The 24,734-nt window shown below is 68.3% G+C and carries 20 protein-coding genes; 16 read left to right on the plus strand and 4 right to left on the minus strand.

Annotation, left to right across the window (positions count from 1 at the left end):
* Window positions 1-42: 42 nt before the first annotated feature.
* The 12 genes from ACQ3HB_RS13345 (at window position 43) to ACQ3HB_RS13400 (ending at window position 14,470) form a co-directional block, all read left to right on the plus strand.
* Window positions 43-1,887 (plus strand): glycoside hydrolase family 9 protein, encoded by a 1,845-nt coding sequence (locus ACQ3HB_RS13345; protein WP_430920552.1) that lies wholly within the window; start codon window positions 43-45, stop codon window positions 1,885-1,887.
* Window positions 1,888-2,203: 316 nt separating this feature from the next.
* On the plus strand, window positions 2,204-4,045 hold the full coding sequence (locus ACQ3HB_RS13350; RefSeq protein ID WP_430920553.1) for an ABC-F family ATP-binding cassette domain-containing protein: 1,842 nt from the start codon (window positions 2,204-2,206) through the stop codon (window positions 4,043-4,045).
* 212 nt (window positions 4,046-4,257) lie between these two features.
* Window positions 4,258-5,364 carry a BMP family lipoprotein gene (locus tag ACQ3HB_RS13355; protein ID WP_430920554.1) on the plus strand — a complete coding sequence of 369 codons (1,107 nt, stop codon included), beginning with the start codon at window positions 4,258-4,260 and terminating at the stop codon, window positions 5,362-5,364.
* A 139-nt stretch (window positions 5,365-5,503) separates the two neighbouring features.
* Window positions 5,504-7,018 (plus strand): ABC transporter ATP-binding protein, encoded by a 1,515-nt coding sequence (locus tag ACQ3HB_RS13360; RefSeq protein WP_430920555.1) that lies wholly within the window; start codon window positions 5,504-5,506, stop codon window positions 7,016-7,018.
* Window positions 7,015-8,367, plus strand: coding sequence for an ABC transporter permease (locus ACQ3HB_RS13365; protein WP_430920556.1), 1,353 nt, complete (start codon window positions 7,015-7,017; stop codon window positions 8,365-8,367). The genes ACQ3HB_RS13360 and ACQ3HB_RS13365 overlap by 4 nt, the downstream gene beginning before the upstream one ends.
* Window positions 8,364-9,650 carry an ABC transporter permease gene (locus tag ACQ3HB_RS13370; protein ID WP_430920557.1) on the plus strand — a complete coding sequence of 429 codons (1,287 nt, stop codon included), beginning with the start codon at window positions 8,364-8,366 and terminating at the stop codon, window positions 9,648-9,650. Before ACQ3HB_RS13365 ends, ACQ3HB_RS13370 begins: the two co-directional genes overlap by 4 nt.
* Before the next feature lie 2 nt (window positions 9,651-9,652).
* The gene (locus ACQ3HB_RS13375; protein ID WP_430920558.1) at window positions 9,653-10,057 is read left to right on the plus strand and encodes a cytidine deaminase; all 405 of its coding nucleotides are present in this window, start codon (window positions 9,653-9,655) and stop codon (window positions 10,055-10,057) included.
* Complete coding sequence (locus ACQ3HB_RS13380) at window positions 10,054-11,343, plus strand: thymidine phosphorylase (protein ID WP_430920559.1); 1,290 nt, start codon at window positions 10,054-10,056, stop codon at window positions 11,341-11,343. The genes ACQ3HB_RS13375 and ACQ3HB_RS13380 overlap by 4 nt, the downstream gene beginning before the upstream one ends.
* 139 nt (window positions 11,344-11,482) lie before the next feature.
* Window positions 11,483-12,382: a hypothetical protein gene (locus ACQ3HB_RS13385; RefSeq protein ID WP_430920560.1), complete on the plus strand. Its 900-nt coding sequence runs from the start codon at window positions 11,483-11,485 to the stop codon at window positions 12,380-12,382.
* A 103-nt stretch (window positions 12,383-12,485) separates the two neighbouring features.
* Window positions 12,486-13,634, plus strand: coding sequence for an adenosine deaminase (locus tag ACQ3HB_RS13390; protein ID WP_430920561.1), 1,149 nt, complete (start codon window positions 12,486-12,488; stop codon window positions 13,632-13,634).
* A 93-nt stretch (window positions 13,635-13,727) separates the two neighbouring features.
* A complete protein-coding gene (locus tag ACQ3HB_RS13395) occupies window positions 13,728-14,201 on the plus strand; it encodes a PTS sugar transporter subunit IIA (protein ID WP_430920562.1) in 474 nt (157 codons plus the stop codon).
* Window positions 14,198-14,470: a PTS sugar transporter subunit IIB gene (locus tag ACQ3HB_RS13400; RefSeq protein WP_430920563.1), complete on the plus strand. Its 273-nt coding sequence runs from the start codon at window positions 14,198-14,200 to the stop codon at window positions 14,468-14,470. Before ACQ3HB_RS13395 ends, ACQ3HB_RS13400 begins: the two co-directional genes overlap by 4 nt.
* Before the next feature lie 146 nt (window positions 14,471-14,616).
* Here ACQ3HB_RS13400 and ACQ3HB_RS13405 read toward each other — a convergent pair whose 3' ends face one another.
* Window positions 14,617-16,311: a phospho-sugar mutase gene (locus tag ACQ3HB_RS13405; protein WP_430920564.1), complete on the minus strand. Its 1,695-nt coding sequence runs from the start codon at window positions 16,309-16,311 to the stop codon at window positions 14,617-14,619.
* The gene (locus tag ACQ3HB_RS13410; protein WP_430920565.1) at window positions 16,308-17,141 is read right to left on the minus strand and encodes a purine-nucleoside phosphorylase; all 834 of its coding nucleotides are present in this window, start codon (window positions 17,139-17,141) and stop codon (window positions 16,308-16,310) included. Before ACQ3HB_RS13410 ends, ACQ3HB_RS13405 begins: the two co-directional genes overlap by 4 nt.
* Window positions 17,142-17,322: 181 nt before the next feature.
* Between ACQ3HB_RS13410 and ACQ3HB_RS13415 the strand changes: the two genes are divergently transcribed.
* Together ACQ3HB_RS13415 and ACQ3HB_RS13420 are read left to right on the plus strand one after the other, a co-directional pair.
* Complete coding sequence (locus ACQ3HB_RS13415) at window positions 17,323-18,759, plus strand: NAD(P)H-quinone dehydrogenase (protein WP_430920566.1); 1,437 nt, start codon at window positions 17,323-17,325, stop codon at window positions 18,757-18,759.
* Window positions 18,760-18,978: 219 nt separating this feature from the next.
* Window positions 18,979-19,848, plus strand: a complete 870-nt coding sequence (locus ACQ3HB_RS13420; protein WP_430920567.1) for a DUF559 domain-containing protein — start codon at window positions 18,979-18,981, stop codon at window positions 19,846-19,848.
* A gap of 162 nt (window positions 19,849-20,010) precedes the next feature.
* On the opposite strand, the gene ACQ3HB_RS13425 is transcribed toward ACQ3HB_RS13420, so the two are convergent.
* Together ACQ3HB_RS13425 and ACQ3HB_RS13430 are read right to left on the minus strand one after the other, a co-directional pair.
* Entirely contained in the window at window positions 20,011-21,765 is a 1,755-nt protein-coding gene (locus ACQ3HB_RS13425; protein ID WP_430920568.1) for an acetyl-CoA carboxylase biotin carboxylase subunit, read from the minus strand.
* A gap of 151 nt (window positions 21,766-21,916) precedes the next feature.
* Window positions 21,917-22,567 carry a Maf family protein gene (locus ACQ3HB_RS13430; RefSeq protein ID WP_430920569.1) on the minus strand — a complete coding sequence of 217 codons (651 nt, stop codon included), beginning with the start codon at window positions 22,565-22,567 and terminating at the stop codon, window positions 21,917-21,919.
* Between the two features lie 44 nt (window positions 22,568-22,611).
* Between ACQ3HB_RS13430 and ACQ3HB_RS13435 the strand changes: the two genes are divergently transcribed.
* Window positions 22,612-23,883 (plus strand): class I SAM-dependent RNA methyltransferase, encoded by a 1,272-nt coding sequence (locus ACQ3HB_RS13435; RefSeq protein WP_430920570.1) that lies wholly within the window; start codon window positions 22,612-22,614, stop codon window positions 23,881-23,883.
* A gap of 127 nt (window positions 23,884-24,010) precedes the next feature.
* On the plus strand, window positions 24,011-24,676 hold the full coding sequence (locus ACQ3HB_RS13440; protein WP_430920571.1) for a response regulator: 666 nt from the start codon (window positions 24,011-24,013) through the stop codon (window positions 24,674-24,676).
* Window positions 24,677-24,734 lie beyond the last annotated feature (58 nt).

Here is a 24,734-nt window from a genome sequence, read left to right on the forward strand (position 1 = left end):
TCCTCCCGCGCGCCCTCCGGAGCGTCCACATCCTCCGGTGCCGTGGTCCTCGTCAGCCACCTCGGGTACGGCGTGGGTCGGAGGGGTGTGGTGCTCGCGCTGCCGACGGTCGATGCCGGGACCGCCGGGATCGCTGTGACCGCCGGGGCCGCTGTGACCGCCGACTCCGCGACGGTCACGGGCGGGCAGGAAGGCGCGCCCGCTGTCGCCGTCCCGCTGCTCGTCGGCCCGCTCGCACCGGTGCCGGGCTGGACGGGCGGCCAGTACGCCCGCATCGACCTCCCGGACGATCTCGGCACGGGCTCCTATCGAGTCGATGTCGTGCTGACCGACGGGACCACCGTCTCCTCTGAAGCGTTCGAGATCGCTCCCGACCTCATGCAGCGGCTCACGATGTCGGACATCCTGTCCTACTTCAAGGCCATGCGCTCGAGCGGGGAGATCGACCGGAAGGACCGCGCCGCGAAGCACTGGGGCGACCCCGACGGGCCGACCGTCGATGCGCGCGGCGGCTGGCTCGACGCATCCGGCGACACGAGCAAGTTCCTCAGCCATCTCACCTACACGACGCTCATGGCGCCGCAGCAGATCCCGTTGTGCGTGTGGTCGATGGCCGCGTCGCGTGATGCCGTTGCACGGTCGCACCCGGCACTCGATCGCTCCCTGTCGGCCAGACTCCGCGACGAAGCGCTGTGGGGAGCGGACTTCCTCGTACGATTCCGCTCGCCGGACGGCTTCTTCTACACGGGCATCTTCGACGCGCTGACGAAGCAGCTCGACGAGCGGGTGATCACGGCGCCGCTGCCCGACTGCGTGCGGACCGACCGCTACCAGGCTGCCTATCGGCAGGGCGGTGGTGTGGCGATCGCCGCGCTCGCGAGGGCGTCGCGATTCGACGATGACGGCGACTTCAGCCGCGAGATGTATCTGGAGACGGCGCTCGCCGCGTTCGAGCACCTCGAAGCGCACAACGCGGAGTACCTCGACGACGCGACTGAGAACGTGCAGGACGACTACTGCGCGCTGCTCGCCGCGACGGAACTCGCGGGTGCGCTCATCGAGCGGCACGAGCCGGCCGATGGTGGTGTCGGCGATCCTGTCGGCGACGCCGTCAGCGACGCCGTCGGGGGCGCTGCGGCCGTGGACGACCGGCTCGCCGGCATCGTCGCCGCGGCAGAATCGCGTGCCGCGTCACTCGCCGGCCGCTACACGGACGAGGGCTACGGCCCGGGCTGGTTCGTCGGCGATGCTGCGGGAAGGCCGTTCTTCCACGCGGTCGAGGCGGGCCTCCCGATCGTCGCGCTCCTGCGATTCGCGGAAGTGCTCCCGGCCTCGTCCGACGCCGCGAAGGCACGTGGCGTCGCAGTGCGTGCGATGCTCGACCACGTCGATCGCGCCGCCGCCGTCCACAATCCCTTCGGGTATCCGCGACAACGGGTGCAGCCGAAGGACGAGTCGCCGCGGGACGCGTTCTTCTTCCCGCACGCCAACGAGACCGGGTACTGGTGGCAGGGCGAGAACGCGACGATCTCGTCGCTTTCGGTCGCCGCATCGGAGGTCGGCCGACTCGCGGAGGCCTCCGAGCTGTCTCCGGAGGATCGCGACCGCCTCCGCGCCTACGCCGACGATCAGCTCGCCTGGGTGCTCGGGCGGAACCCCTTCGACGCATCGATGCTGCAGGGGAGGGGCCGCGGCAACGTCGACTACGCGTCGGACTTCCCCAACCTGCCCGGCGGTATCGTGAACGGCATCACGGCCGGTTGGACGGATGAACGCGACATCGCCTTCCTCCCCGCGGACGCCGACGAGGGCGACTCGTGGCGCTGGGCCGAGCAGTGGATCCCGCACACGGGCTGGTTCCTCCTCGCGGTCGCCTCCGCGCGCTGAGCGCAGCGCTCGTTCTCGCTCCGCCCGCCGCCACCACACCCCACCGCACGCCACCCCACCCCACCCTGAGACCTCCGTTTTCGTGCAATCCGCCCATATTCGTGGGCACTTTTTGCACGAAAACGGAGGTCTCGGGGTTGTGTCGGGCCGGGCGTGTCGGGTACCGTGGACGCACTGTGAAGATCTGAGCCTCGTCATCCCGTGCCTGCGGCCTCTGCGCGCCCGGCGGGAACTACCGAGGCATCGTCGCTCCTGAAACGGGCCGCATCAGTGATGCCCGTGAGCGCGTGCCGCTCCTTGAAAGGGCGGTCTCCACATGCGAGCAGCCATTCCCACGAACACCCTCAACACGACCGACGCTGCAGCGCAGGTGACCGATGCGGCCACGCCGCCCTGCACAGCGTCCACTGCGGCGCGGGGCACCGATGCGACGTCCGCAGCCGACAGGAGTGCGACCCACGGCCGGTCGACACCGAACCGCGCGGCGAACCTCTCGCACCTGCGGGCGGACGACGTCAGCCGGTCCTTCGGCGACCACCGCGTCCTCGACGGCGTGAGCCTCATCGTCTCGGAAGGCGACCGGCTCGGCCTCATCGGCGAGAACGGCTCCGGCAAGTCCACGCTCCTGCGGATCCTCGCCGGGATGGACGATCCCGACGGGGGCACCGTGACACGGCCGATGCGCACCGGCATCCTCTGGCAGGAGGTGCAGTTCGCGCCGGAGCAGACCGTCGAGGCGCTTCTGGAGGACGCTCTGGCGGAGGTCCGCGCGATCGAAGCCGACCTGGAGGCCGCGGCGTCGGCGCTCGGCGATCCTGCCCTCACGGCCTCGGAGGAAGCAGCGGGGGTCGCTGCGGAGCGGTACTCGGCGGCGCTGGACGCGGCGGAACGTGCCGATGTCTGGGGTGCAGCCGCCAGACGGGATGCGATCCTCGCGGGGCTCGGCGTCGCCGGTATCCCGCATTCGCGCCGACTCGACGAGGTGAGCGGCGGTCAACGGTCCCGGTTCGCCCTCGCCGCGCTGCTCGTCAGCCGTCCGACGGCGCTCCTCCTCGACGAGCCGACCAACCACCTCGACGACGAAGCCGTCGCCTTCCTGCACGAAGAACTCCTCACCTGGCGCGGCCCCGTGCTGTTCGCGAGCCATGATCGCGCGTTCCTCGACGAAGCGGCGACGGGACTCATCGACATCGATCCCTCTCGACGGACGGCGACGGGGGAGCGGTCCGGCGTCGTCGTCTTCGGCGGCGGGTTCAGCGAGTACCTCGGCGAGAAGGCCGCCGAGCGGTCCAGATGGGAGCGGCGGTACGCCGAGGAGCAGGACGAGCTGCGGCGGCTGGGAGTCACCGTCGCCGGGGTGACGACGACGATCAACCATGCGCGCGCCAGCACGGACAACAACAAGATGAGCTACGGGCGCCGAGGCGATCGGGTGCAGCAGCAGATCAGCCGACGGGTGCAGAACGCGCAGCTGCGTCTCGACCAGCTCGAGGACGCGCAGCTCCGGAAACCCCCGCGTCCGCTCGTGTTCGCGGGCATCCCGACCGGATCGAGCGTCCTCGCCGACACGGATCCGCTCGTCCGGCTCACCGGTGTGCGGGTGGACGGGCGTCTCGCGCTCGACGAGCTCGTGATCGAGCCGGACTCGCGGATCCTCGTCACGGGAGCGAACGGGGCCGGGAAGTCGACGCTGCTCACGGCCCTCGCCGGGACGCTCACGGTGGATGCCGGCGCGCTCACCCGGAGGAGGGGCCTGCGGACGGGGCTCCTCGAACAGGACGTCGTGTTCCCGGACCCCGGAGCGAGCCCGAGAGCCGTCTACGAACGGACGCTCGGCTCCGCGCGGGCCGAGCGGACACCGCTCGACGCGCTGGGCCTCATCGCCCCGCGCGATCTGGATCGGCCGCTCGGGACGCTGTCCGTCGGGCAGCAGCGCCGGCTCGCCCTCGCGCTCATCATCGCGAGGCCCCCGCACCTGTTCCTCCTCGACGAGCCCACCAACCACCTGTCCCTGGCGCTCGCAACGGATCTCGAAGAGGCTCTCGGAACGTATCCCGGCGCCGTCGTGATCGCGAGCCACGACCGCTGGTTGCGTCGGCGTTGGACCGGCCGAGTCGTCCACCTCGGGCGGGAGATGCCGGTTCTCAGCCACCGTTGATGCTCTCCCGGCGGCTCCACTGCTCATATGCGCACCGCAAGCGCAGGCTCATACGCATCCGAGCAGTCCCGTTTCCGGCTGATTTCATGGTCGATAGTGTTCTGTAACGCTTCGGTCGCGAACCCCGAATCGTACAAATGGCCCCGGTCACATTCGGTAACGTAAAGCGTTATACGCCTTGCGACCAGCAAAGCAACATCTTGGAGGCAATCTTGTCAATCACACTTCGGAAGGCCACGGCCGGCGCGTTCGCCGGCATCGGCCTCATGGCGCTCCTCGCAGGGTGCGCATCCGCTCCGTCCACGGACGGCGGCGGCTCGACCGGCGCAGCGTCCGACTTCCTGCCCTGCATGGTGTCCGACGCCGGTGGCTTCACCGACAAGTCGTTCAACCAGCTCGGCTTCGAGGGCCTGACCGCCGCAGCGAAGGAGCTCGGCGTCGAACCCATCACGGTCCAGTCCGACAAGGCGGACGACTACAAGCCCAACCTGCAGAGCCTTGCGGATCAGGGCTGCTCGCTCATCGTGAGTGTCGGCTTCGCCCTCTCGGCGGACACCGTCACGGCCGCGAAGGCGAACCCGGACATCAACTACGCGATCATCGACGACCCCGCGGACAACGACTTCGACGGCAAGGTCGACGCACCGAACATCAAGCCGATCCTGTTCGACACCGTCCAGGCCGCCTTCATGGCCGGCTATGCAGCAGCCGACTACTCGAAGACCGGCGTCGTCGGCACCTTCGGCGGCCAGAAGTTCCCGTCCGTCACCATCTTCATGGACGGCTTCGCCGAAGGCGTCGCCTACTACAACGAGCAGAAGGGCAAGAGCGTCCAGATCGTCGGTTGGGACGTCGCAGCCCAGACCGGTTCGTTCACCGGTGGCTTCGAAGCCAACGACACGGCCAAGCAGCTCGCTCGCACGCTCATCGACCAGAACGCTGACGTGCTCATGCCCGTCGGTGGCCCGATCTTCCTGAGCGCGATCGCCGAGATCAAGGAGACCGGCAAGGACGTCGCCATGGTGGGCGTCGACGCCGACCTCTACGAGACCAACCCCGAGAACAAGTCCATGTTCCTCACCTCCGTCCTCAAGGACATGAAGGCCGGCGTCTCCGACACGGTCATGGGTGCGAGCAAGGGCAAGTTCGACGCCACCCCGTACATCGGCACGCTCGACAACGGCGGCATCGGCATCGCACCGTTCCACGACTTCGAGTCCAAGGTGAACCCCGACCTCACCAAGGAACTCGACGCCATCAAGAAGGGCATCATCGACGGATCCATCACGGTCACGTCGGTCTCCTCGCCCAAGAAGTAGCGCACCCGCGCACCGAGTACCATCGAGAAGCCCCGGGGGGAGGCCGCATGGCGGCCTCCCCCCGGTGTTTCGCGGGCCGGCGCCGGTGATCCCGACGCAGCCCTCCTCCCCGCCACCCCTGTGACCTAGATTGGGACCCATGAAGCTCGAACTCCGTGGCATCACCAAACGGTTCGGCGCACTCACCGCCAACGACCACATCGACCTGACCGTTGAAGCGGGGGAGATCCACTGTCTCCTCGGCGAGAACGGTGCAGGCAAATCCACCCTCATGAACGTGCTCTACGGCCTCTACCAGGCCGACGAGGGTGAGATCCTCCTGGACGACGTCGTCCAGGCGTTCGCCGGACCGGGCGATGCCATGAAAGCCGGCATCGGCATGGTGCACCAGCACTTCATGCTCATCCCCGTGTTCACCGTCGCCGAGAACGTCATGCTCGGGCACGAGCAGACGAAGGGGGCCGGCCGACTCGACGTCGCCGCCGCCCGCAAACGCGTCCGCGAGATCTCCGAACGCTTCGGATTCGTCCTCGACCCGGACGCCATCGTCGGCGATCTGCCCGTCGGCGTCCAGCAGCGCGTCGAGATCGTCAAGGCCCTCTCCCGCAACGCCAACGTCCTCGTGTTCGACGAACCGACTGCCGTGCTCACGCCGCAGGAGACCGACGAGCTCATGACGATCATGCGCCAGCTCAAAGCCGAGGGCACCTCGATCGTCTTCATCACCCACAAGCTCCGCGAGGTCCGCGAAGTCGCCGACCGCATCACCGTCATCCGCCTCGGCAAGGTCGTCGGGGAGGCGTCGCCCACCGCGAGCAACGCCGAACTGGCCTCGCTCATGGTCGGCCGCCCCGTCGAACTGACCGTGCAGAAGGACGCGCCGAAGCTCGGCGACCCCACCTTCGTCGTCCGCGACCTGTCCGTCGTCGACCACCTCGGCCAGCTCGTCGTCAACGGCGTCGACTTCGAGGTGCGACAGGGCGAAGTCCTCGCCATCGCCGGCGTCCAGGGCAACGGCCAGACCGAGCTCACCGAAGCGATCATGGGCCTGCAGCCCCACACCAAGGGCAGCATCACCCTCGACGGCAAGGAACTCGTCGGCCTGAACCCGCGCAAGGTGCTCGACGCAGGCGTCGGCTTCGTGCCTGAGGACCGCTCGGAGGACGGCCTCGTGAAGCAGTTCAGCATCGCCGAGAACCTCATGCTCGACCGCTCGACGGGCGCACCGTTCGCCAAGCGCGGCAACGTGCAGCGCGCATTCCGCGACCGCTTCGCGCGCGAGAAGTCGAAGGAGTTCGACGTCCGCTCGCAGGGCATCGAATCGCCTGCCGGATCGCTCTCGGGCGGCAACCAGCAGAAGGTCGTCCTCGCCCGCGAGCTCTCCCGCGACCTCCGCCTGTTCGTCGCAGCCCAGCCCACGCGCGGCATCGACGTCGGCTCGATCGAGTTCGTGCACAAGCGCATCGTCGAGACGCGCGACGCCGGCATCCCCGTCATCGTCGTCTCCACCGAGCTCGACGAAGTCGTCGCCCTCGCCGACCGCATCGCCGTCATGTACCGCGGCGGCATCGTCGGCATCGTCCCCGCGGACACACCCCGCGACATCCTCGGCCTCATGATGGCCGGCGAACTTCCAGCAGGAGCAGCAGTATGACCGACCAGAGCCAGCCCACCCCGCCTGGCACCGAGCAGCCCGTCGCTCCCGGAACCGACCCGGTGGTCGAGAACCCGGTCGCCGAGACTCCCGCCACGACCGGTGCCGTGAAAGCGACCGGACCGGACACGACGCAGCCGCGTGCCAACAAGATCATCGGCGAGATCCTCAACTCGAGCGTCGTGATCTCGATCCTCGCGGTCGTCCTCGCGATGATCGTCGGCGCCATCCTCATCGCCCTCACGGACAAGAACGTCCAGACGGCCTCCGCGTACTTCTTCAGCAGACCCGGCGACACGTTCGCGGCCATCTGGAAGTCCGCGACGGGCGCCTACGGCGCACTGTTCCAGGGAGCGATCTACAACTTCAGGCGCCCCGACTTCCTCACCGGCATCCGTCCGCTCACCGAGACGCTGACGTTCGCGACGCCGCTCATCATGGCCGGCCTCGGCGTCGGTCTCGCGTTCCGCGTCGGCATGTTCAACATCGGTGGCCGTGGCCAGATGCTCATCGCCGCGGCGTGCGCAGGCTGGGTCGGATTCACCTTCAACCTCCCGCCCGTCGTGCACCTCATCCTGGCAGTCGTCGCCGGCATCGTCGGCGGCGCCGTCTGGGGCGGCATCGTCGGTCTCCTGAAGGCCCGCACCGGTGCCCACGAGGTGATCATCACGATCATGCTCAACTACGTCGCGTTCTACCTGATCTCCTGGATGCTCTCCACGCAGGGCCTCCTGCAGGCTCCGGGCGGCAACGTCCCGAAGAGCGCGCCGGTGCACGAGAACGCGATCCTGCCGAAGCTGCTGGGGGACCGCTACAACCTCCACGCGGGCTTCCTGCTGGCAATCCTCGCGACGATCTTCGTGTGGTGGCTGTTCAACCGATCGGCCGCCGGCTTCCGGTTCCGCGCCGTCGGTGAGAACCCCAACGCCGCGCGTGTCGCGGGCATCGACGTCAAGAACACCTACGTGTACGCGATGCTCATCTCCGGTGGCCTCGTCGGTCTCGCCGGCGTCTCCCAGGTGCTCGGCACCGTGACCTCCGGGTTCGACAGCGGCATCGACGCGGGCATCGGCTTCGACGCGATCACGGTCGCCCTCCTCGGCCGCAGCAGGCCGTGGGGCATCTTCATCGCCGGCATCCTCTTCGGCGCACTGAAAGCCGGCGGGTACTCGATGCAGGCCACCCAGGGCGTGAACGTGCCGATCGACATCGTGCTCGTCCTGCAATCCCTCATCGTGCTGTTCATCGCCGCACCACCCCTCGTCCGCACCATCTTCTTCCTTCCGAAACCCGACGGCACCCGTCGGAGACGGTCGACGAACGTCTCCAAGGAGGTGACGGTCAAGTGAGCCTCGCAACCGAGCACCACGAAGCCGACGCGCCCATCGTCCTCGAAAAGGTCGCCGTCCGCAGCTGGAAGGCGCCCATCGCCTTCGGCATCTTCACCGTCGTCGCGTTCCTCCTCTTCGTCGTCTGGCACCGCGACGGCGACAGCACGTTCCGCCTCTCGGGCGACGGCGACTTCATCCAGTTGCCGGTCGTCGTCCTGCCGTCCGCCGCAACGGGCATCATCATCACGATCCTGCTCGCCGGCATCACGGGGCTCAGCGCCTCCCTCGCGTCGAAAGCGCGCAAGGTGCCGCTGTGGCTCATCACCGTCTTCGGCATCCTCTTCATGGTGGCGTTCCTCTCGTGGGCGGCCGCAGGGAAGGCGATCCCGATCACGGGTCTCCTCCTCGGCTCCGTCGCACTGAGCGTTCCGCTCATCTTCGGTGCCCTCGGCGGCGTCATCACCGAACGCGTCGGCGTCGTCAACGTCGCGATCGAGGGCCAGCTGCTCGCCGGCGCCTTCGTGAGCGCATTCGTCGCCTCCGTCACCGGCAACGCGGTCCTCGGCCTCGTGTCCGCCGCCGTCGCCGGCATGCTCGTGAGCTTCGTGCTCGCCGCCTTCTCCATCAAGTACCTCGTCGACCAGGTCATCGTCGGCGTCGTGTTGAACGTGCTCGTCACGGGCCTCACGAGCTTCCTGTACTCGCAGGTGCTCACGAAGAACGAGGCGCTGTTCAACTCGCCGCCGAAGTTCCCGCGCATCAGCATCCCGATCCTCAGCGAGATCCCGCTCATCGGACCGGCGCTGTTCCGCCAGACGATCATCGTGTACCTCATGTACATCGCCGTCGTCGTCGTGTTCTTCTGCCTCTTCTACACGCGCTGGGGTCTCCGCCTCCGCGCCGTGGGCGAGCACCCGCAGGCGGCCGACACGGTGGGCATCAACGTCAACCGCACGCGCTTCTGGAACGTGTCCCTCGCAGGAGCGATCGTCGGCCTCGGCGGTGCGTACTTCACGCTCGGCTCCGGCCTCGCGTTCAACAAGGAGATGACGGCCGGCGCCGGGTACATCGCCCTCGCCGCCGTGATCTTCGGACGCTGGGACCCGCTGAAAGCCACCCTCGCGGCGCTGCTGTTCGGCTTCACGCAGAACCTGCAGTTCGCGTTGAGCGCGATCGGATCGCCCGTGCCGAGCGAGTTCATGCTCATGCTGCCCTACGTCGTCACGATCTTCGCCGTCGCAGGCCTCGTCGGCGTCTCGCGCGGACCAGCGGCATCCGGCAAACCGTACGTGAAGGGTTGACGATGAGCACCGACATCGATTGGGAGGTCCTCCACGCCTCGGCGAAGGAGGCCATGACCCACGCCTATGTCCCGTACAGCAAGTTCCCCGTGGGGGCAGCGGCGCTCGTCGACGACGGCCGCGTCATCTCCGGCTGCAACGTGGAGAACGCGAGCTACGGGCTCACGCTGTGCGCCGAGTGCGCGCTCGTCTCCTCGCTGCACATGACGGGCGGCGGGCGCCTCGTCGCCTTCGCGTGCGTCGACGGCAACGGGAACACCCTCATGCCCTGCGGTCGCTGCCGTCAGCTGCTGTACGAGCACTCCGCGGAAGGCATGCTCCTCGACACGCTCTCGGGGATCCGCACGATCGACGAGGTCCTCCCGGACGCGTTCGGACCACGGCAACTCGAGGAGTACCAGGCATGAGCACCGTTGAAGCATTCGACGCCGTCGACCTCATTCGGACGAAACGCGACCGCGGGCAGTTGTCCACGGCGGAGATCGACTGGCTGATCGACGCGTTCACCCGCGGCTACGTCGGCAACGAGCAGATGGCGGCGCTCGCGATGGCGATCCTCCTCAACGGGATGGACCGCCGTGAGATCCGCGACCTCACCCTCGCGATGATCGCGAGCGGCGAGCGGATGAGTTTCGCCTCGCTCGACAAGCCCACCTCGGACAAGCACTCGACCGGTGGCGTCGGCGACAAGATCACCCTGCCGCTCGCGCCGCTCGTCGCCTCGTTCGGAGTCGCCGTGCCGCAGCTGTCGGGTCGGGGGCTCGGTCACACGGGAGGCACGCTCGACAAGCTCGAGAGCATCCCGGGGTGGCGTGCGGCGATCAGCAACGACGAACTCATGGCGCAGCTCGCCGACGTCGGCGCCGTGATCTGCGCTGCGGGCTCCGGTCTCGCTCCAGCGGACAAACGGCTGTACGCGCTCCGCGACATCACGGGCACGGTCGAGGCGATCCCGCTCATCGCATCGAGCATCATGTCCAAGAAGATCGCCGAGGGGACGAGCGCGCTCGTCCTCGACGTGAAGTTCGGGTCCGGCGCGTTCATGCGCGACTACGACCGCGCCGAGGAACTCGCCCGCACGATGGTCGAACTCGGCACGGACGCCGGCGTCGCGACGACGGCTCTCCTCACGGACATGAACGTGCCGCTGGGGCTCGCCATCGGCAATGCGAACGAGGTCCGCGAGTCCGTCGAGGTCCTCGCGGGCGGCGGTCCTTCCGACGTCGTCGAGCTCACGCTCGCGCTCGCGCGGGAGATGCTGACGCACGCCGGTCAGCCGGATGCCGACGTCGAGGCGGCGCTGTCCGACGGCCGTGCGATGGACGTGTGGCGTCGGATGATCATCGCTCAGGACGGCGACCCGGATGCGGCTCTGCCCGTCGCTCGGGAGACCCACACGGTCACGGCCGACCGCGACGGCGTGCTCGTCCAGCAGGATGCGCTGCCGTTCGGTATCGCCGCGTGGCGTCTGGGGGCGGGCCGAGCACGTGCGCAGGATCCCGTGGTCCACGCCGCCGGCATCGATCTGCACGCGAAGCCGGGCGACACGGTCACGGCGGGGCAGCCGCTGTTCACGCTGTCCGCTGACGACGAGGCGCGCTTCCCGCGTGCCCTGGAAGCGCTCGAGGGTGCGTGGGCGATCGGCACGACGCCGCCCCCGTCTCGCCCTCTCATCGCCGCTCGCATCGGCTAACCTCCCCGTCTCCTCCTTCGTCGGCGGCCAGCTGCGGTCCAGGTGCTTCCTAGACCGCAGCTGGCCGCCGATGAACAGGCGGGATCGTGGGGTGTGGACAACTCGAGCGAGCGATGGCGCCGGCGGGCAGTGTTGAGGGATGCCGTTTCGCAAGGAACTCCCCGTCGATTTCACGACGGCGCGGGGTGTGCAGGAAGCACTTGAGCTCGGCGTGACCTCGGCGCAGTTGCGGAATCCCGAGTTGCACGCGCCGTTTCGAGGCGTACGCGTCATGGGCGAGCTGCGTCATGTCCACGAGCTCGCCGAGTCTTATCGAAGCCTGCTCCCGATGGACGGGGCGTTCAGCCACTCGACGGCGGCGAGACTCCACGGAATGCCGCTCCCATGGAGGGAGTCCGGGCTGCCAGTGCACGTGACGATCCCTCGGCCTGGGCGCGCCAGGCAAGGACGAGGCGTCATCGGACACAGCCGACAACTCTCCGCGCACGAGATCATCGTCTCGAGGGGACTGCCGTTGACGAGCGTCGAGCGCACCTGGTGCGACCTCGCTGCGATGCTCACGCTCCCCGAGCTCGTCGCTGCCGCAGACCACCTGTTGTGGTTTCGCGCGCCGAAGACGTCACCTGCCGCACTACAAGCAGCCGTCGAAGCGTTTCGTGGGAGGCGGGGGCTGCCCGCTCTGCGAGCCGCTCTTCCTCTGCTCAGCGACCGTTCGCAGTCGAGCCCGGAGACCATGCTCCGGCTCTCGATCCAGTTCAGCCACCTTCCGCCGGTCCGCGCGAACTTTGAACACCGGCTTTCGACGGGTCGTGTGGTCTTTCTGGACCTCGCGTTCGAAGTGTTCCAGGTGGGTCTCGAGTACGAGGGCGATCACCATCGGACTGACGTGGAGCAGTGGCGATCCGATGTGCGCAGAATCGAGGAACTCACAGCAGAGGGCTGGCGGATGATGCGCGTAACGGCGACCGATGTGCGAGACATGCCGCTGCTGATCTCCCGAATCGAAGCACGTCTTCGTCAAGCAGGATGGGATGGCTGAGGACCTGCTCGTCGGCGGTTTCATGTGGTTCACGCAGAGTGCAGAGAGCACCTGGGCGCCGACGAGCAGGGCGGGAGCGAGGCGGGCGCGATACAGTGAGGACGTGACTACAGCTGACGAGAACCCCCTGTCCGGTGTCGACCTCCGGGCCCTCCCGAAGATCTCCCTGCACGACCACCTCGACGGTGGCGTGCGCCCCTCGACGATCATCGAACTGGCCGAAGCGGTGGGCGTCGACGTCCCCGTGAGCGACGCCGAAGGCCTCGCCGACTGGTTCTACGCCCAGTGCAACGCAGGCTCGCTCGTCGAATACCTGAAGACGTTCGACCTGACGATCGCCGTCATGCAGACGAAGGAGGGCCTCGCCCGCGTCGCGCGCGAGTTCGTCCAGGACCTCGCGGCCGACGGCGTCATCTACGGGGAGGTCCGCTGGGCCCCGGAACAGCACCTGCAGCGTGGCCTGAGCCTCGACGAGGTCGTCGAAGCCGTCCAGGAAGGCATCGAGCAGGGCATCGAGGACGCCGCGGCGACCGGCGCCGACATCCAGATCGGCCAGCTCGTCACGGCCATGCGCCACGCCGACCGCAGCCTCGAGATCGCCGAACTCGCCGTCCGTCACCGCGACCGCGGCGTCGTCGGCTTCGACATCGCCGGAGCCGAATTCGGTTTCCCCGCGAGCAAGCACCGCGCGGCATTCGACTACCTCGCCGCCCAGTTCTTCCCCGTCACGGTCCACGCCGGCGAAGCGGACGGCGTCGAGTCGATCCGTAGCGCCATCTTCGACGGCCGCACCCTCCGCCTCGGCCACGGCGTGCGGATCGCCGAGGACATCACGGTCGAACGCGAACGCGACGACTCCATGTACGCGACCCTCGGCCCCGTCGCCGAATGGGTCCGCGACCGCGAGATCCCGCTCGAACTGTCCCCGCAGTCGAATCTCCAGACCGGCGCGATCACCGCGTGGGGCACGGAACTCGGCGATCACCCGTTCGACCTGCTCTACCAGCTGGGCTTCAATGTCACGGTGAACGTCGACAACCGCACCATGAGCCGGACGAGCCTCACGAAGGAGCTCGAACTCCTCGCAGCCGCCTTCGACTACGACCTCGCCGACCTCGAAGCGTTCCAGCTGAACGCGGCATCCGCCGTCTTCCAGCCGCTCGAAGTGCGCGAGGCCCTCGCCGATCGCATCTCGGACGGTTTCGAGGAAGCGTTCGTCGACGGTCTCGAGGACGACGACGAAGACGCCTGAGTCGCTCCGGTCCAAGCCGGTTGTCAGGGTGGACGGGATACGCTTGAAGCGGTCTGATCCGACCGTTCCACCCAACCACTGCGAGTGACCTCAATGCCTCTGCCAGAGCTGTCCGATTCAAGCGTGGTGCTGCGCGCCGATGCACCGGATTGGCGCGCGGCCGTGACCCTCGCCGGGGAAGCGCTCCGGGTGAGCGGTGCCACCGATGCGGCGTACACCGGGCGGATGATCGACGTGATCGACGATTTCGGCGCGTACGTCGTCATCGCCCCGGGACTCGCTCTGGCACACGCCAGGCCGGGCGCGGACGTCCTCCGGGATGCGCTCTCGGTCGTGACGCTCGAGAACGCGGTGCCGTTCGGTCACCCGCACAACGACCCGGTTTCCGTGGTGCTCGGCCTCGCCGTCACCACGAGCGAGGGCCATGTGGCCTGGGTGGCCGAGATCGCGAACGTGTTCAACGACCCCACCGCCATCCCGCGGCTCATCGCGGCCACCAGCATCACCGAGGTCCGCGCCGTCATCGGCGGCGGACACACCGACACCCCGCTGGAGGCGGCATCATGAAGATCGTGGCCATCTGCGGCGCCGGAGTGGGGACGTCCGCCATCCTGAAGCTGAACGCGGAACGTGCGCTCGAAGCACTCGACATCGAGGCCGATGTGACGGCATCCGATGTCGCGAGTGTCGCAGTAGCCGCGGCGGACGCGCAGGTCATCCTGACGTCGCCGGAGCTCGTGGACCGCATCGGTCCCACCTTCGCCGAGATCGTCGTCGTGCAGAACTACTTCGACGTCGACGAGCTCACCGAGAAGCTCGAGAAGGCGCTCGGCTAGCTGACGGCTGCAGGCCCGGCAGGAGCTGACAGCTGCGGGCCCGGCTACTGTCCGGGCATGAGCACGGCTACGGTGCGCGCGGCGCGTGAATAGCACGACGGCCGACCGGGATCCGGTCGGCCGTCGTGCCGTCGTCTGCTCTCCGCCTACGCGACGAGCGCTGAGAGGTCCACTCTGAGCGCCGCGAGCCGTGCGGCGACCGCGGCGGCGCGAGTGGTCGCATCGCCCTCGGTCGACTGCACGTCGACGTAGATCTTGAGCTTCGGTTCCGTGCCGCTCGGGCGGATCATCACACGGGTGCCGTCGTCGAGCCACAGGCGCAGCACATCGCTCGCCGGGAGGTCCTCGAAGCCGTCGATCAGGTCGTCGATGCTCGTGACCGAGGCGCCGGCGACCGAGGACGGCGGCGTTTCGCGCAACCGTGTCATGACCTCGCCGATGCGGGACAGCTCGGCATAGCGGATCGAGATCTGGTCGCTGCCGAACGAACCGAAACGCTCCGCGAAGTCAGCGAGCAGCTGTTCGACGCTCTCGCCGCGCTGGGCTGCCTCCGTCGCGAAGCCGAGGAACGCGATCGCGGCGGAGATGCCGTCCTTGTCGCGGACGGTCGTGGGGTTGACGAGGTACCCGAGGGCCTCCTCGAAGCCGAAGACCATCCCTGGAGCGCGCGAGATCCATTTGAAGCCAGTGAGTGTCTCGCGGAAGCCGAGCCCGTGGGCTTCAGCGACCGTGCGGAGTGCAGGTGAGGAGACGATGGAGCATGCCAGCACGCCCTCTGGTGCGCCGTCGCCCGTCGCGGCGGCGATCGTCTGCTGCGCGGCGCGCCAGCCGAGGAGCAGGCCGACCTCGTTGCCGGTGAGGCGACGGTAGCCGTCCTCCGTCGAGGCGTCGGGGATGGCGATCGCGAGGCGGTCGGCGTCCGGGTCGTTGGCGATGATCAGATCGGCGCCGGCCTCACGGGCGGCCACGAACGACAGGTCGAGCGCGCCCGGCTCCTCGGGGTTGGGGAAGCTGACGGTCCGGAACGTCGGGTCCGGCTGGATCTGGTCGGTCACGAGGGACGGCATCGGATACCCGGCGGACTGGAGGACGCGGTTCGCCGTCTCCCAACCCACGCCGTGCATGGCCGTGTAGACGACGCTCAGCTGCTTGCCGGCCGGGGCCGGGGCCACTGCGGCGGTGGCGGCGATGTACGCGTCGACGACCGTCTCCGGCGCCACCTCGTACGCGGTGCTCCGCGGGAGGTCCTGGACGAACTGCTCCTGCGCGACCCGTTCGATGTGCGCGGCGATCTCCGCATCGGCCGGTGACACGATCTGTGAACCGTGGTGCTCGCCGCCGAGATAGACCTTGTATCCGTTGTCCTGCGGCGGGTTGTGGCTGGCCGTCACCATGACGCCGGCGCTCGTGTCGAGCTCGCGAACGGCGAACGCCAGGACGGGAGTCGGCAGCAGCCGGGGGAGGATGATGGCGCGCACGCCAGCACCCGCCATGATCGCCGCCGTGTCCGTCGCGAACACCTGCGAGTTCTTCCGGCCGTCGTAGCCGATGACGACGCTCGGCTCCGTCCCGTGCTCCGCCGCCTGCTCCACGAGGTATGCGGCGAGGCCGGCGGCGGCCTGCGAGACGAGCACCCGGTTCATGCGGTTCGAACCCGCCTCGATGCGGCCGCGGAGACCAGCCGTGCCGAACTGCAGGCGTGCGTCGAAACGGTCGTGCAGCTCCGCTTCCGCAGCTGCATCGCCGTTCGTCGCCGCCTCGATGAGGCCCGAGAGCTCTGCGCGGGTCTCCTCGTCGGGGTCCTGGGCGAGCCAGGCCGCCGCCGTCTCGACGACCGTCACAGCGCTGCGACGATCTTCGCGAGGAGTTCGCCGATCACGGCCTCCGCGTTCTGACCGGCCTCGATGACCTCGGCGTGGCTGAGCGGCGTCTTCTGGATGCCGGCGGCGAGGTTCGTGATGAGCGACATGCCGAGGATCTCCATGCCGGCCTGGCGCGCAGCGATCGCTTCGAGCGCGGTCGACATGCCGACGATGTGGCCGCCGATCGCCTTCGCCATCTGCACCTCCGCCGGGGTCTCGTAGTGGGGACCGCGGAACTGCGTGTAGACGCCCTCGTCGAGCTCTGGGGCGATCGACTTCGCGACGTCCCGGAGGCGGCTCGCGTACAGGTCGGTCAGGTCGATGAACGTGGCGCCCTCGAGCGGCGAGTCCGCCGTGAGGTTGATGTGATCGCTGATCAGGACGGGCGTCCCCGGCTTCCAGTGCTCCTTGATGCCACCGGCGCCGTTCGTCAGGATCATGACCTTCGCCCCGGCGGCTGCGGCAGTGCGGACGCTGTGGACGACGCGGCGGACGCCGTGGTTCTCGTAGTAGTGGGTGCGGGCGCCGATGACGAGTGCGCGCTTGCCGTTCGGGAGGAGGATGGAGCGCAGCGTGCCGACGTGACCGTCGAGGGCCGGCTTCGAGAAGCCGACGATCTCGGTCGCGGAGATCGTTGCCGTCGTCTCACCGATGAGATCTGCGGCCTTCCCCCAACCGCTGCCGAGGGTGAGGGCGATGTCGTGGCGTTCGACCCCCGTCTTCTCGGCGATCTGGCCGGCCGCTTCACGCGCGATCTCGAACGGGTCGACACCGGGCTGGTCGAGTGGGTTCACGAAGGTTTCAGACATCCTCATACTCTAAGCATCAGGACGGGCCGAGCCCAACAGCTTGCGCCGCGTATCCCGTGCTCATCCGAGCAGGGCCCGGGTCTGGTCCGCGCGGGGTCCGGGTCCGATTCGTCGCTGATCACCTAGGGGATCCACGCATCGCCGGTTTGGCGCGGAATGCACTGTGCAGGACAATGGTGGTATGGCCAACGAGTTCGAACGCAAGCAGCGAGTCGCGATCCTCGGAGGCGGACCAGGCGGATACGAAGCCGCCCTCGCAGGCGCACAATTGGGTGCGGATGTCACCCTCATCGAACGCATCGGCGTCGGCGGATCCGCCGTCATCACGGACGTCGTCCCCTCGAAGAGCCTCATCGCCACGGCGGACGCAGTGGGTGCGATCGGTGAAGCCGCAGATCTCGGAGTCCAGTTCTTCGTCCGCTCGGAAGCGACCGGCAAGCCGATGCGGCCCGAGATCGCCGTGAACCTCGCCGCCGTCAACAAGCGACTGCTCGGCCTCGCCCGCCAGCAGTCCGAGGACATGCGCGCAGGCCTCATCCGCGCGGGCGTCCGCATCATCGCAGGCCAGGGGCGCCTCGACGGCCCGAACGCCGTCATCGTCTCCACCGACACCTCCGGCGGCACCGACTTCGACCGCATCGAAGCCGACACGATCGTCGTCTCCGTCGGCGCGAGCCCCCGCCAGCTGCCGTCCGCTCTGCCGGACGGGGAGCGCATCCTCACCTGGACGCAGCTCTACAACCTCACCTCCGTGCCTGAGCACCTCATCGTCGTCGGCTCCGGTGTGACCGGCGCCGAGTTCGCCTCCGCCTACACGGCGCTCGGCTCGAAGGTCACGCTCATCTCGAGCCGCGACCAGGTCCTCCCGGGCGAGGACGCCGACGCCGCCGCCGTCATCGAGAACGTCTTCAAGCGCAACGGCATGACGGTGCTCTCGAAGTCCCGCGCCGATTCCGTCGAGCGCACCGAGAACGGTGTCGTCGCGACGCTGTCCGACGGCCGCCGCATCGAGGGCACGCACTGCCTGATGGCGGTCGGCTCCATCCCCAACACGGCCGAGATCGGGCTCGAAGAGGCCGGCGTGCAGCTGACCGAGTCCGGCCACATCCGCGTGAATCGAGTGGCCCGCACGAGCGTCCCCAACATCTACGCGGCCGGCGACTGCACCACGTTCATGCCGCTCGCGTCCGTCGCATCGATGCAGGGCCGCACGGCGATGCTGCACGCGATGGGCGATGCCGTGAACCCGACCGAGATCCGCAACGTGGCTGCGAACATCTTCACGCAGCCGGAGATCGCGACCGTCGGGTGGACGCAGAAGCAGATCGAGGACGGCATCGCGCAGGGCGAGATCTACAAGCTGCCGCTCGCGCAGAACCCGCGGGCGAAGATGATGGGGATCAAGGACGGCTTCGTGAAGCTGTTCGCGCGCACCGGCAGCGGCACCGTCATCGGCGGCGTCATCGTGGCGCCCAAGGCGAGCGAGCTCATCTTCCCGCTCGCGCTGGCCGTGGAGCAGCGGTTGAACGTCGACCAGGTGGCACGTGCATTCACCGTCTACCCGTCGCTCACCGGTTCGATCACCGATGCCGCGCGGGCGATGCACATCGTCCAATAGCCCGCCGCCTCGTTACTTTCGTAATTCCGGAATTCGTGTGACCAATGAGACTATTTCGGCCGATATCGGCTGATTTCGTCACTCCTGTCACACCTTCTCCGGAATTGTGAAAACTGGGTGGGACGCTGAGGCTGCTCCACAGGGGCGCTCGACGGTGCAGTTGTCCACAGTTGGGTCAGCGAGAGATCTGGCAAGGGTCGCCTTCGTGAGGCTGGCTGGATGCTCACTCTCGCGGACCACATCATGCAACTCGGCGGCGTCGCGACACGACGACAGCTGCTGCATCGCGGCTTCACCGGGTATCAGATGACGGCAGCCGTCCGGACCGGTCTCATCATTCGGGTGCGGCAGGGGTACTACTGCACCGCAGAAACCGATGTCGCGAAGCGGGTGGCGGTCTTCATCGGGGGTTCGGTCGGCTGTGTGACCGCCGCCGCGAGCTACGGATTGTGGGCAGGGAACGATACGCGCGTCCATGTGACCGTGCCGGATGACGCGACGAGGCTCCGCCCGAAGAAGCCCGCCTTCCGCGCCGCGGATGAAGTTCCCCCCGGAATCGTGCTCCATTGGAGCCCGGAGCCCCGCCCCGCCGTGGGAGGCCGTGAGACCTGGCGCGTCTCGCCAGCGGAGTGCGTTCGGCAGGTCATGCGATGCGCGGATGCGGAGACCGCCATCGCTTCCTGGGCAACGGCCCTTCGAAGTGGCCTGCTCTCGGTCGACGAGCTCGCAGCGGTTGCCGTCCAGCTTCCTGCCGCGGCTCGACATCGAGCGAGCCAGGTCCGCGCCGGTGCAGATTCAGGGTTGGAAGCGATCGCCATGCATCGCGTGCGACTCCTCGGCCTTGACGTTCGTCAGCAAGTCGAGATCGGAGGGGTTGGGAGGGTCGACGCGCTCATCGAGGGTCGAGTCGTGCTCGAGATCGACGGCTACGCCTATCACTCCGCGCCGGACCGTTTCGAGAACGATCGCCGACGCGATGCACTCCTCACTGCGGCGGGATATGTCGTGATACGCCTGAGCTATCAGCAGGTCATGAACGACTGGGCGTTCTGCCGGGCGTGCATCCTCGGGGCGCTGGCCACCCACTGACTGGCGGGTGACCCTCACTGAGTACAGCTGTATTGAGCACAATTCCGGAATTCATGTAACAGGAGTGACGAAACCGGCCGAATTCGGCTGATTTCGTCACTCCTGTCACACGTTCTCCGGAATTGTGAAAAACCCAAAAGGGAAGGCGGGGGAGGGCGCGGGTCAGGCGATGGTGAGGAGCTGGTGACCGGAGGAGACCGTTGCACCGACCGTCGCATCGATCGAACCGACGACACCGTCCTTGTGCGCCGTGATCGGCTGCTCCATCTTCATCGCCTCGAGCACGATGACGAGGTCGCCCTTGACGACCTGCTCGCCCTCAGCGACGGCGATCTTCACGATCGTCGCCTGCATCGGCGCAGTGACCGAGTCGCCGGTGGTCGTGGAGACGGCGGCGCCGCTGTTGCGACGCTGCGGCACCGGGGCTGCTGCACGCTTGCCGGAACCGAGCTGGCCGCCGGGCAGGCTGACCTCGAGTCGCTTGCCGCCGACCTCGACGACGACCGTCGAACGCTCGGCAGCGGGACGCTGCTCCTCGATAGAACCGTTCCACGGCTCGATGTCGTTGACGAACTCCGTCTCGATCCACCGCGTGTAGACGCCGAACACGCCGTCCTCGGCGGTGAAGGCGGGATCGCGGACGATCTTGCGGTGGAAGGGGATGACGGTCGGCAGGCCAGCGACCTCGAACTCGTCGAGTGCACGGCGGCTGCGTTCGAGCGCCTCCGCGCGGTCGCGGCCCGTGACGATGATCTTGCCGAGCAGCGAGTCGAACGCGCCGGAGATCGTGTCGCCCGCGGTCACGCCGGAGTCGAGACGGACACCGGGGCCACCGAACGTCTTGAAGACGTGGATCGGGCCCGGCTGAGGGAGGAAGCCGCGACCCGGGTCCTCGCCGTTGATGCGGAACTCGAATGAGTGGCCGGTGGGCTTCGGGTCCTCGTAGTCGAGGACGCCGCCCTCTGCGAGACGGAACTGCTCGCGGACGAGGTCGATGCCGGTGACTTCTTCGGAGACCGGGTGCTCGACCTGCAGGCGCGTGTTCACCTCGAGGAAGGAGACGGTGCCGTCCTGGCCGATGAGGAACTCGCAGGTTCCCGCGCCGACGTAGCCGACCTCCTTGAGGATGGCTTTGGAAGCGCGGTAGAGCTCGGTGTTCTGCTCGTCGGTCAGGAACGGCGCGGGCGCCTCCTCGACGAGCTTCTGGTGGCGGCGCTGCAGCGAGCAGTCGCGCGTGGAGACGACGACGACGTTGCCGTGCGCGTCGGCGAGGCACTGGGTCTCGACGTGGCGCGGGCGGTCGAGGTACTTCTCGACGAAGCACTCGCCACGACCGAAGGCGGCGATCGCCTCGCGGGTCGCGGACTCGAAGAGCTCGGGCACCTCTTCGCGGGTGCGGGCGACCTTGAGACCGCGTCCGCCGCCGCCGAAGGCCGCCTTGATGGCGACGGGCAGGCCGTGGACGTCGACGAAGTCGAGGACTTCTTCGGCGCCGGAGACGGGGTTGATCGTGCCGGGGGCGAGCGGTGCGCCGACCTTCTCGGCCACGTGGCGCGCGGAGACCTTGTCGCCGAGGCGCTCGATCGCCTCCGGTGACGGACCGATCCAGATGAGTCCGGCTCCGATGACGGCGCGAGCGAAGTCCGCGTTCTCGGCGAGGAAGCCGTACCCGGGGTGCACGGCGTCAGCGCCGGACCGGCGGGCGACCGAGAGGATCTTGTCGATCACGAGGTAGGTGTCGGCACTCGTGGTGCCGTCGAGCGAGTAGGCCTCGTCGGCGAGGCGTGCGTGGAGTGCATCGCGATCCTGGTCGGCGTAGACGGCGACGGACGCGATCCCGCTGTCCCTGGCCGCACGGATGACACGGACAGCGATTTCGCCACGATTGGCGATCAGGACCTTGGAGATATGAGACACAGTTCCCTAGCCTATTGCCAGTTCCGTGCCCTCCTTTGGTTCACACCGACAAAAACCATGCGGGGAGTGCGTCGGTGTCCTACAAAGCCAGCAGCGAAAAGCGCCGATGCAGGTGAACACGGCTGCAACCGAATCCGATGCGATGACTCGCCTAGAGCGCTCCCGCCCGGTTGCGGAGCTGGTGCCAGTCGTGGCCGAGCGAGCGCACGAGACGGCGCAGTGTCGGAAGGGACATGCCGACGACCGTGCTCGGATCGCCGTCGATGCGCGTGATGAAAGCGGCTCCGAGGCTGTCGATCGTGAATGCACCGGCGACGAGCAGCGGTTCGCCGGAGGCGATGTAGGCGTCGATCTCGTCGTCGTCGATGTCGTCGGCGAAGGTGACGTCCGCGCTCGCGACGCTGCCGACGGCACGTGGTTCGTCGCCGGTGCAGTCGATGAGCCAGTGCCCGGAGAACAGGGTGCCCGTGCGCCCGCGCTGCGCGAGCCAGCGTTCCCGAGCCCGTTCGGCGGTGTGCGGCTTGCCGTTCACGACGCCGTCGAGCACGAACACGGAGTCGCCGCCGAGGATGAGATCGACGGACTCGCCGCGTTCCCGGACGACGGCGAGCGATGCCTCGGCCTTCGCCTGCGCGAGCAGCGCGACGATCGCACCCGGGTCGAGCGGTCCGCCCGCCGCCGCTTCGGCTTCCGCGACGACGCGGTCCTCGTCGACCGAGGACGGCACGATGACGGGTTCGATGCCGCTGGAGCGGAGGAGCGCGAGACGTGCGGGGGACGTCGAAGCGAGGGTGAGGCGCATGGCGGCCTTTCGCTGTGCGGCGCGCTGTGTGACATGCTCGACGGATGAGCACGCCATCGCCACGCACCGTTGAACTGGAGATCTCCAACGTAGCCCACGGTGGTGTTTTCGTCGCCCGGCTCGAGGGTCGGGTGGTCTTCGTCCCGGACACGCTGCCGGGGGAGCGCGTCCTCGCCCGCATCGTGGATGAGAACGAGAAGCGGTTCTGGCGGGCGGACACCCTCGAGGTGCTCGAGGCGTCGGAGCACCGCAAGCCGCACGTGTGGGCCGAGGCGTCGATCGAACGGGCTCCCGAGGATCGTCCGGGTGGTGCCGAGTTCGGTCACATCGAGCTCGCGCACCAGCGTGCGTTGAAGCACCGCGTCCTGGCGGAGGGCCTCGAGCGGTTCGCGGACTCGACGTTCGCGTTCGACGTCGCGCCCGTCGAGGACGAGACCGAGGACGGCACGCGCTGGCGCACTCGCGTCTCCCTCCACGTGGATGCGGACGGCAAGGTCGGTCCGTACGCCGCCCGTTCCCACCGTGTCATCCCCGTGACCGATCTGCCGCTCGCCACCGAGGGCGTCGCTGCGGCGGCCGCGATCCGTGAGCTGCCGTACAAGGCGACCTCGATCGACATCGTCGAACCGTCCTCCGGCGGCGTCCGCGTGCTCTCCCGCACGGATGACACGCAGCAGAAGCGCGGCAAGCGCCGTCCGGCCCGTCCGCCGGTCGATCCGATCCGCGAGCGCGTCGGCGACCGTGAGTTCCTCGTCGATGCCGCCGGGTTCTGGCAGGTGCATCGCAAGGCCGCCTCCACGCTCCAGAAGGCCGTGGTCGATGCGATCGACGACGCCGCGTTCGATCCTCGCGCGGCGAACCTCGACCTGTACGGCGGCGTCGGCCTCCTCGCCGCGGCCGTCGGAGACCGCTTCGGTTCGACGACGCGCATCGTCACGGTCGAGAGCGATGAACGCGCCACGGAGTTCGCGGGGGAGAACCTCGTCGACTGGGTCGGCGCACAGGCCGTCACCGCGAGGGTCGACTCGTTCCTCCGCCGCGAGATCGCTGGAGCCTCCGCGTCGGACCTCACGCGCTACGCCTCGGCGACCGTCGTGCTCGATCCGCCGCGTTCCGGCGCCGGTCGCGAGGTCGTCGCGAGCCTTGCCGAGCTGCGACCGGCGAGCATCGTGTACGTCGCGTGCGACCCCATCGCGCTCGCCCGCGACGTTGCGCTCCTGCGCGACGGCGGCTACGAACTGACCCGCCTGCAGGGCTACGACCTCTTCCCGAACACGCATCATCTGGAGTCCGTCGCGACGTTCACCCGGGTCTGAGCGGCCTGCGGGCGGACGTCGACACCTCGGCGATCCGCCGGCGATCCGCCCGCGACACGCCGCCTCGACGCGCCACGCACGACTCGCTACGCGACCGGAGCGCGACGCGGCCCGCCGCGCCACTACGATGGGATCCGTGGTGACTGTCGCGATCATTGATGACCATGAGTCCGTGAGACTCGGTATCGCAGCGGTGTGCGCGCACGCCGGCTACGAGGTGATTGCGAGTGCCCCGACTGCGGTGGAGTGCGTCACCGAGTTGAACGGTCGCGTTCCCGACGTGGTCGTCCTCGACCTGTCGCTCTCCGACGGCAGCACGCCGACGAGCAACATCCACACCGTGCAGGCCACCGGCGCGCACGTGCTGATCCACTCGATCGCCGACCGCGTCGCCCTCGTCCGCGAGGCGCTCGCCGCCGGAGCGGCCGGTGTGATCCCGAAGTCGTCGCCGACCGACACCGTCATCGACGCCATCGGCACCGTCGCTCGCGGTGAAGTCCTCAACAACCTCGAATGGGCGAGCGCGATCGACGCCGACAGCGACTTCGCCCGCGCGCAGCTGGGCCGTCGCGAGCGCGACGTCCTGCACCTTTACGCGTCCGGACTTCCGTTGAAGACGGTCGCCATGCAGCTCGGCATCGCCTACTCGACCGCGCGGGAGCACATCGACCGCATCCGCGTGAAGTACGTCGAGGTCGGCCGTCCCGCACCCACCAAGGTCGATCTGCTGCGTCGCGCAGTCGAAGACGGGATCCTCCCTGGCCTGGACCAGGGCGGGACGGATGTCTCCTAGCCTGCGGGGCCCAGACCGGCATCCCGCGATTCGCGACGGAGCGAAGGATCCTTCGGCG

It is taken from the genome of Plantibacter lichenum (genome assembly GCF_050587525.1).
Classification (GTDB): Bacteria; Actinomycetota; Actinomycetes; order Actinomycetales; family Microbacteriaceae; genus Plantibacter.

Bases quoted from the DNA above. Each gene is read 5' to 3' on its own strand.
- ACQ3HB_RS13350 (WP_430920553.1), top strand. From the start codon at position 2,204: ATGCGAGCAGCCATTCCCACGAACACCCTCAACACGACCGACGCTGCA.
- ACQ3HB_RS13360 (WP_430920555.1), top strand. From the start codon at position 5,504: ATGAAGCTCGAACTCCGTGGCATCACCAAACGGTTCGGCGCACTCACC.
- ACQ3HB_RS13365 (WP_430920556.1), top strand. From the start codon at position 7,015: ATGACCGACCAGAGCCAGCCCACCCCGCCTGGCACCGAGCAGCCCGTC.
- ACQ3HB_RS13375 (WP_430920558.1), top strand. From the start codon at position 9,653: ATGAGCACCGACATCGATTGGGAGGTCCTCCACGCCTCGGCGAAGGAG.
- ACQ3HB_RS13380 (WP_430920559.1), top strand. From the start codon at position 10,054: ATGAGCACCGTTGAAGCATTCGACGCCGTCGACCTCATTCGGACGAAA.
- ACQ3HB_RS13385 (WP_430920560.1), top strand. From the start codon at position 11,483: ATGCCGTTTCGCAAGGAACTCCCCGTCGATTTCACGACGGCGCGGGGT.
- ACQ3HB_RS13395 (WP_430920562.1), top strand. From the start codon at position 13,728: ATGCCTCTGCCAGAGCTGTCCGATTCAAGCGTGGTGCTGCGCGCCGAT.
- ACQ3HB_RS13400 (WP_430920563.1), top strand. From the start codon at position 14,198: ATGAAGATCGTGGCCATCTGCGGCGCCGGAGTGGGGACGTCCGCCATC.
- ACQ3HB_RS13410 (WP_430920565.1), bottom strand. From the start codon at position 17,141: ATGTCTGAAACCTTCGTGAACCCACTCGACCAGCCCGGTGTCGACCCG.
- ACQ3HB_RS13415 (WP_430920566.1), top strand. From the start codon at position 17,323: ATGGCCAACGAGTTCGAACGCAAGCAGCGAGTCGCGATCCTCGGAGGC.
- ACQ3HB_RS13420 (WP_430920567.1), top strand. From the start codon at position 18,979: ATGCTCACTCTCGCGGACCACATCATGCAACTCGGCGGCGTCGCGACA.
- ACQ3HB_RS13430 (WP_430920569.1), bottom strand. From the start codon at position 22,567: ATGCGCCTCACCCTCGCTTCGACGTCCCCCGCACGTCTCGCGCTCCTC.
- ACQ3HB_RS13435 (WP_430920570.1), top strand. From the start codon at position 22,612: ATGAGCACGCCATCGCCACGCACCGTTGAACTGGAGATCTCCAACGTA.
- ACQ3HB_RS13440 (WP_430920571.1), top strand. From the start codon at position 24,011: ATGGGATCCGTGGTGACTGTCGCGATCATTGATGACCATGAGTCCGTG.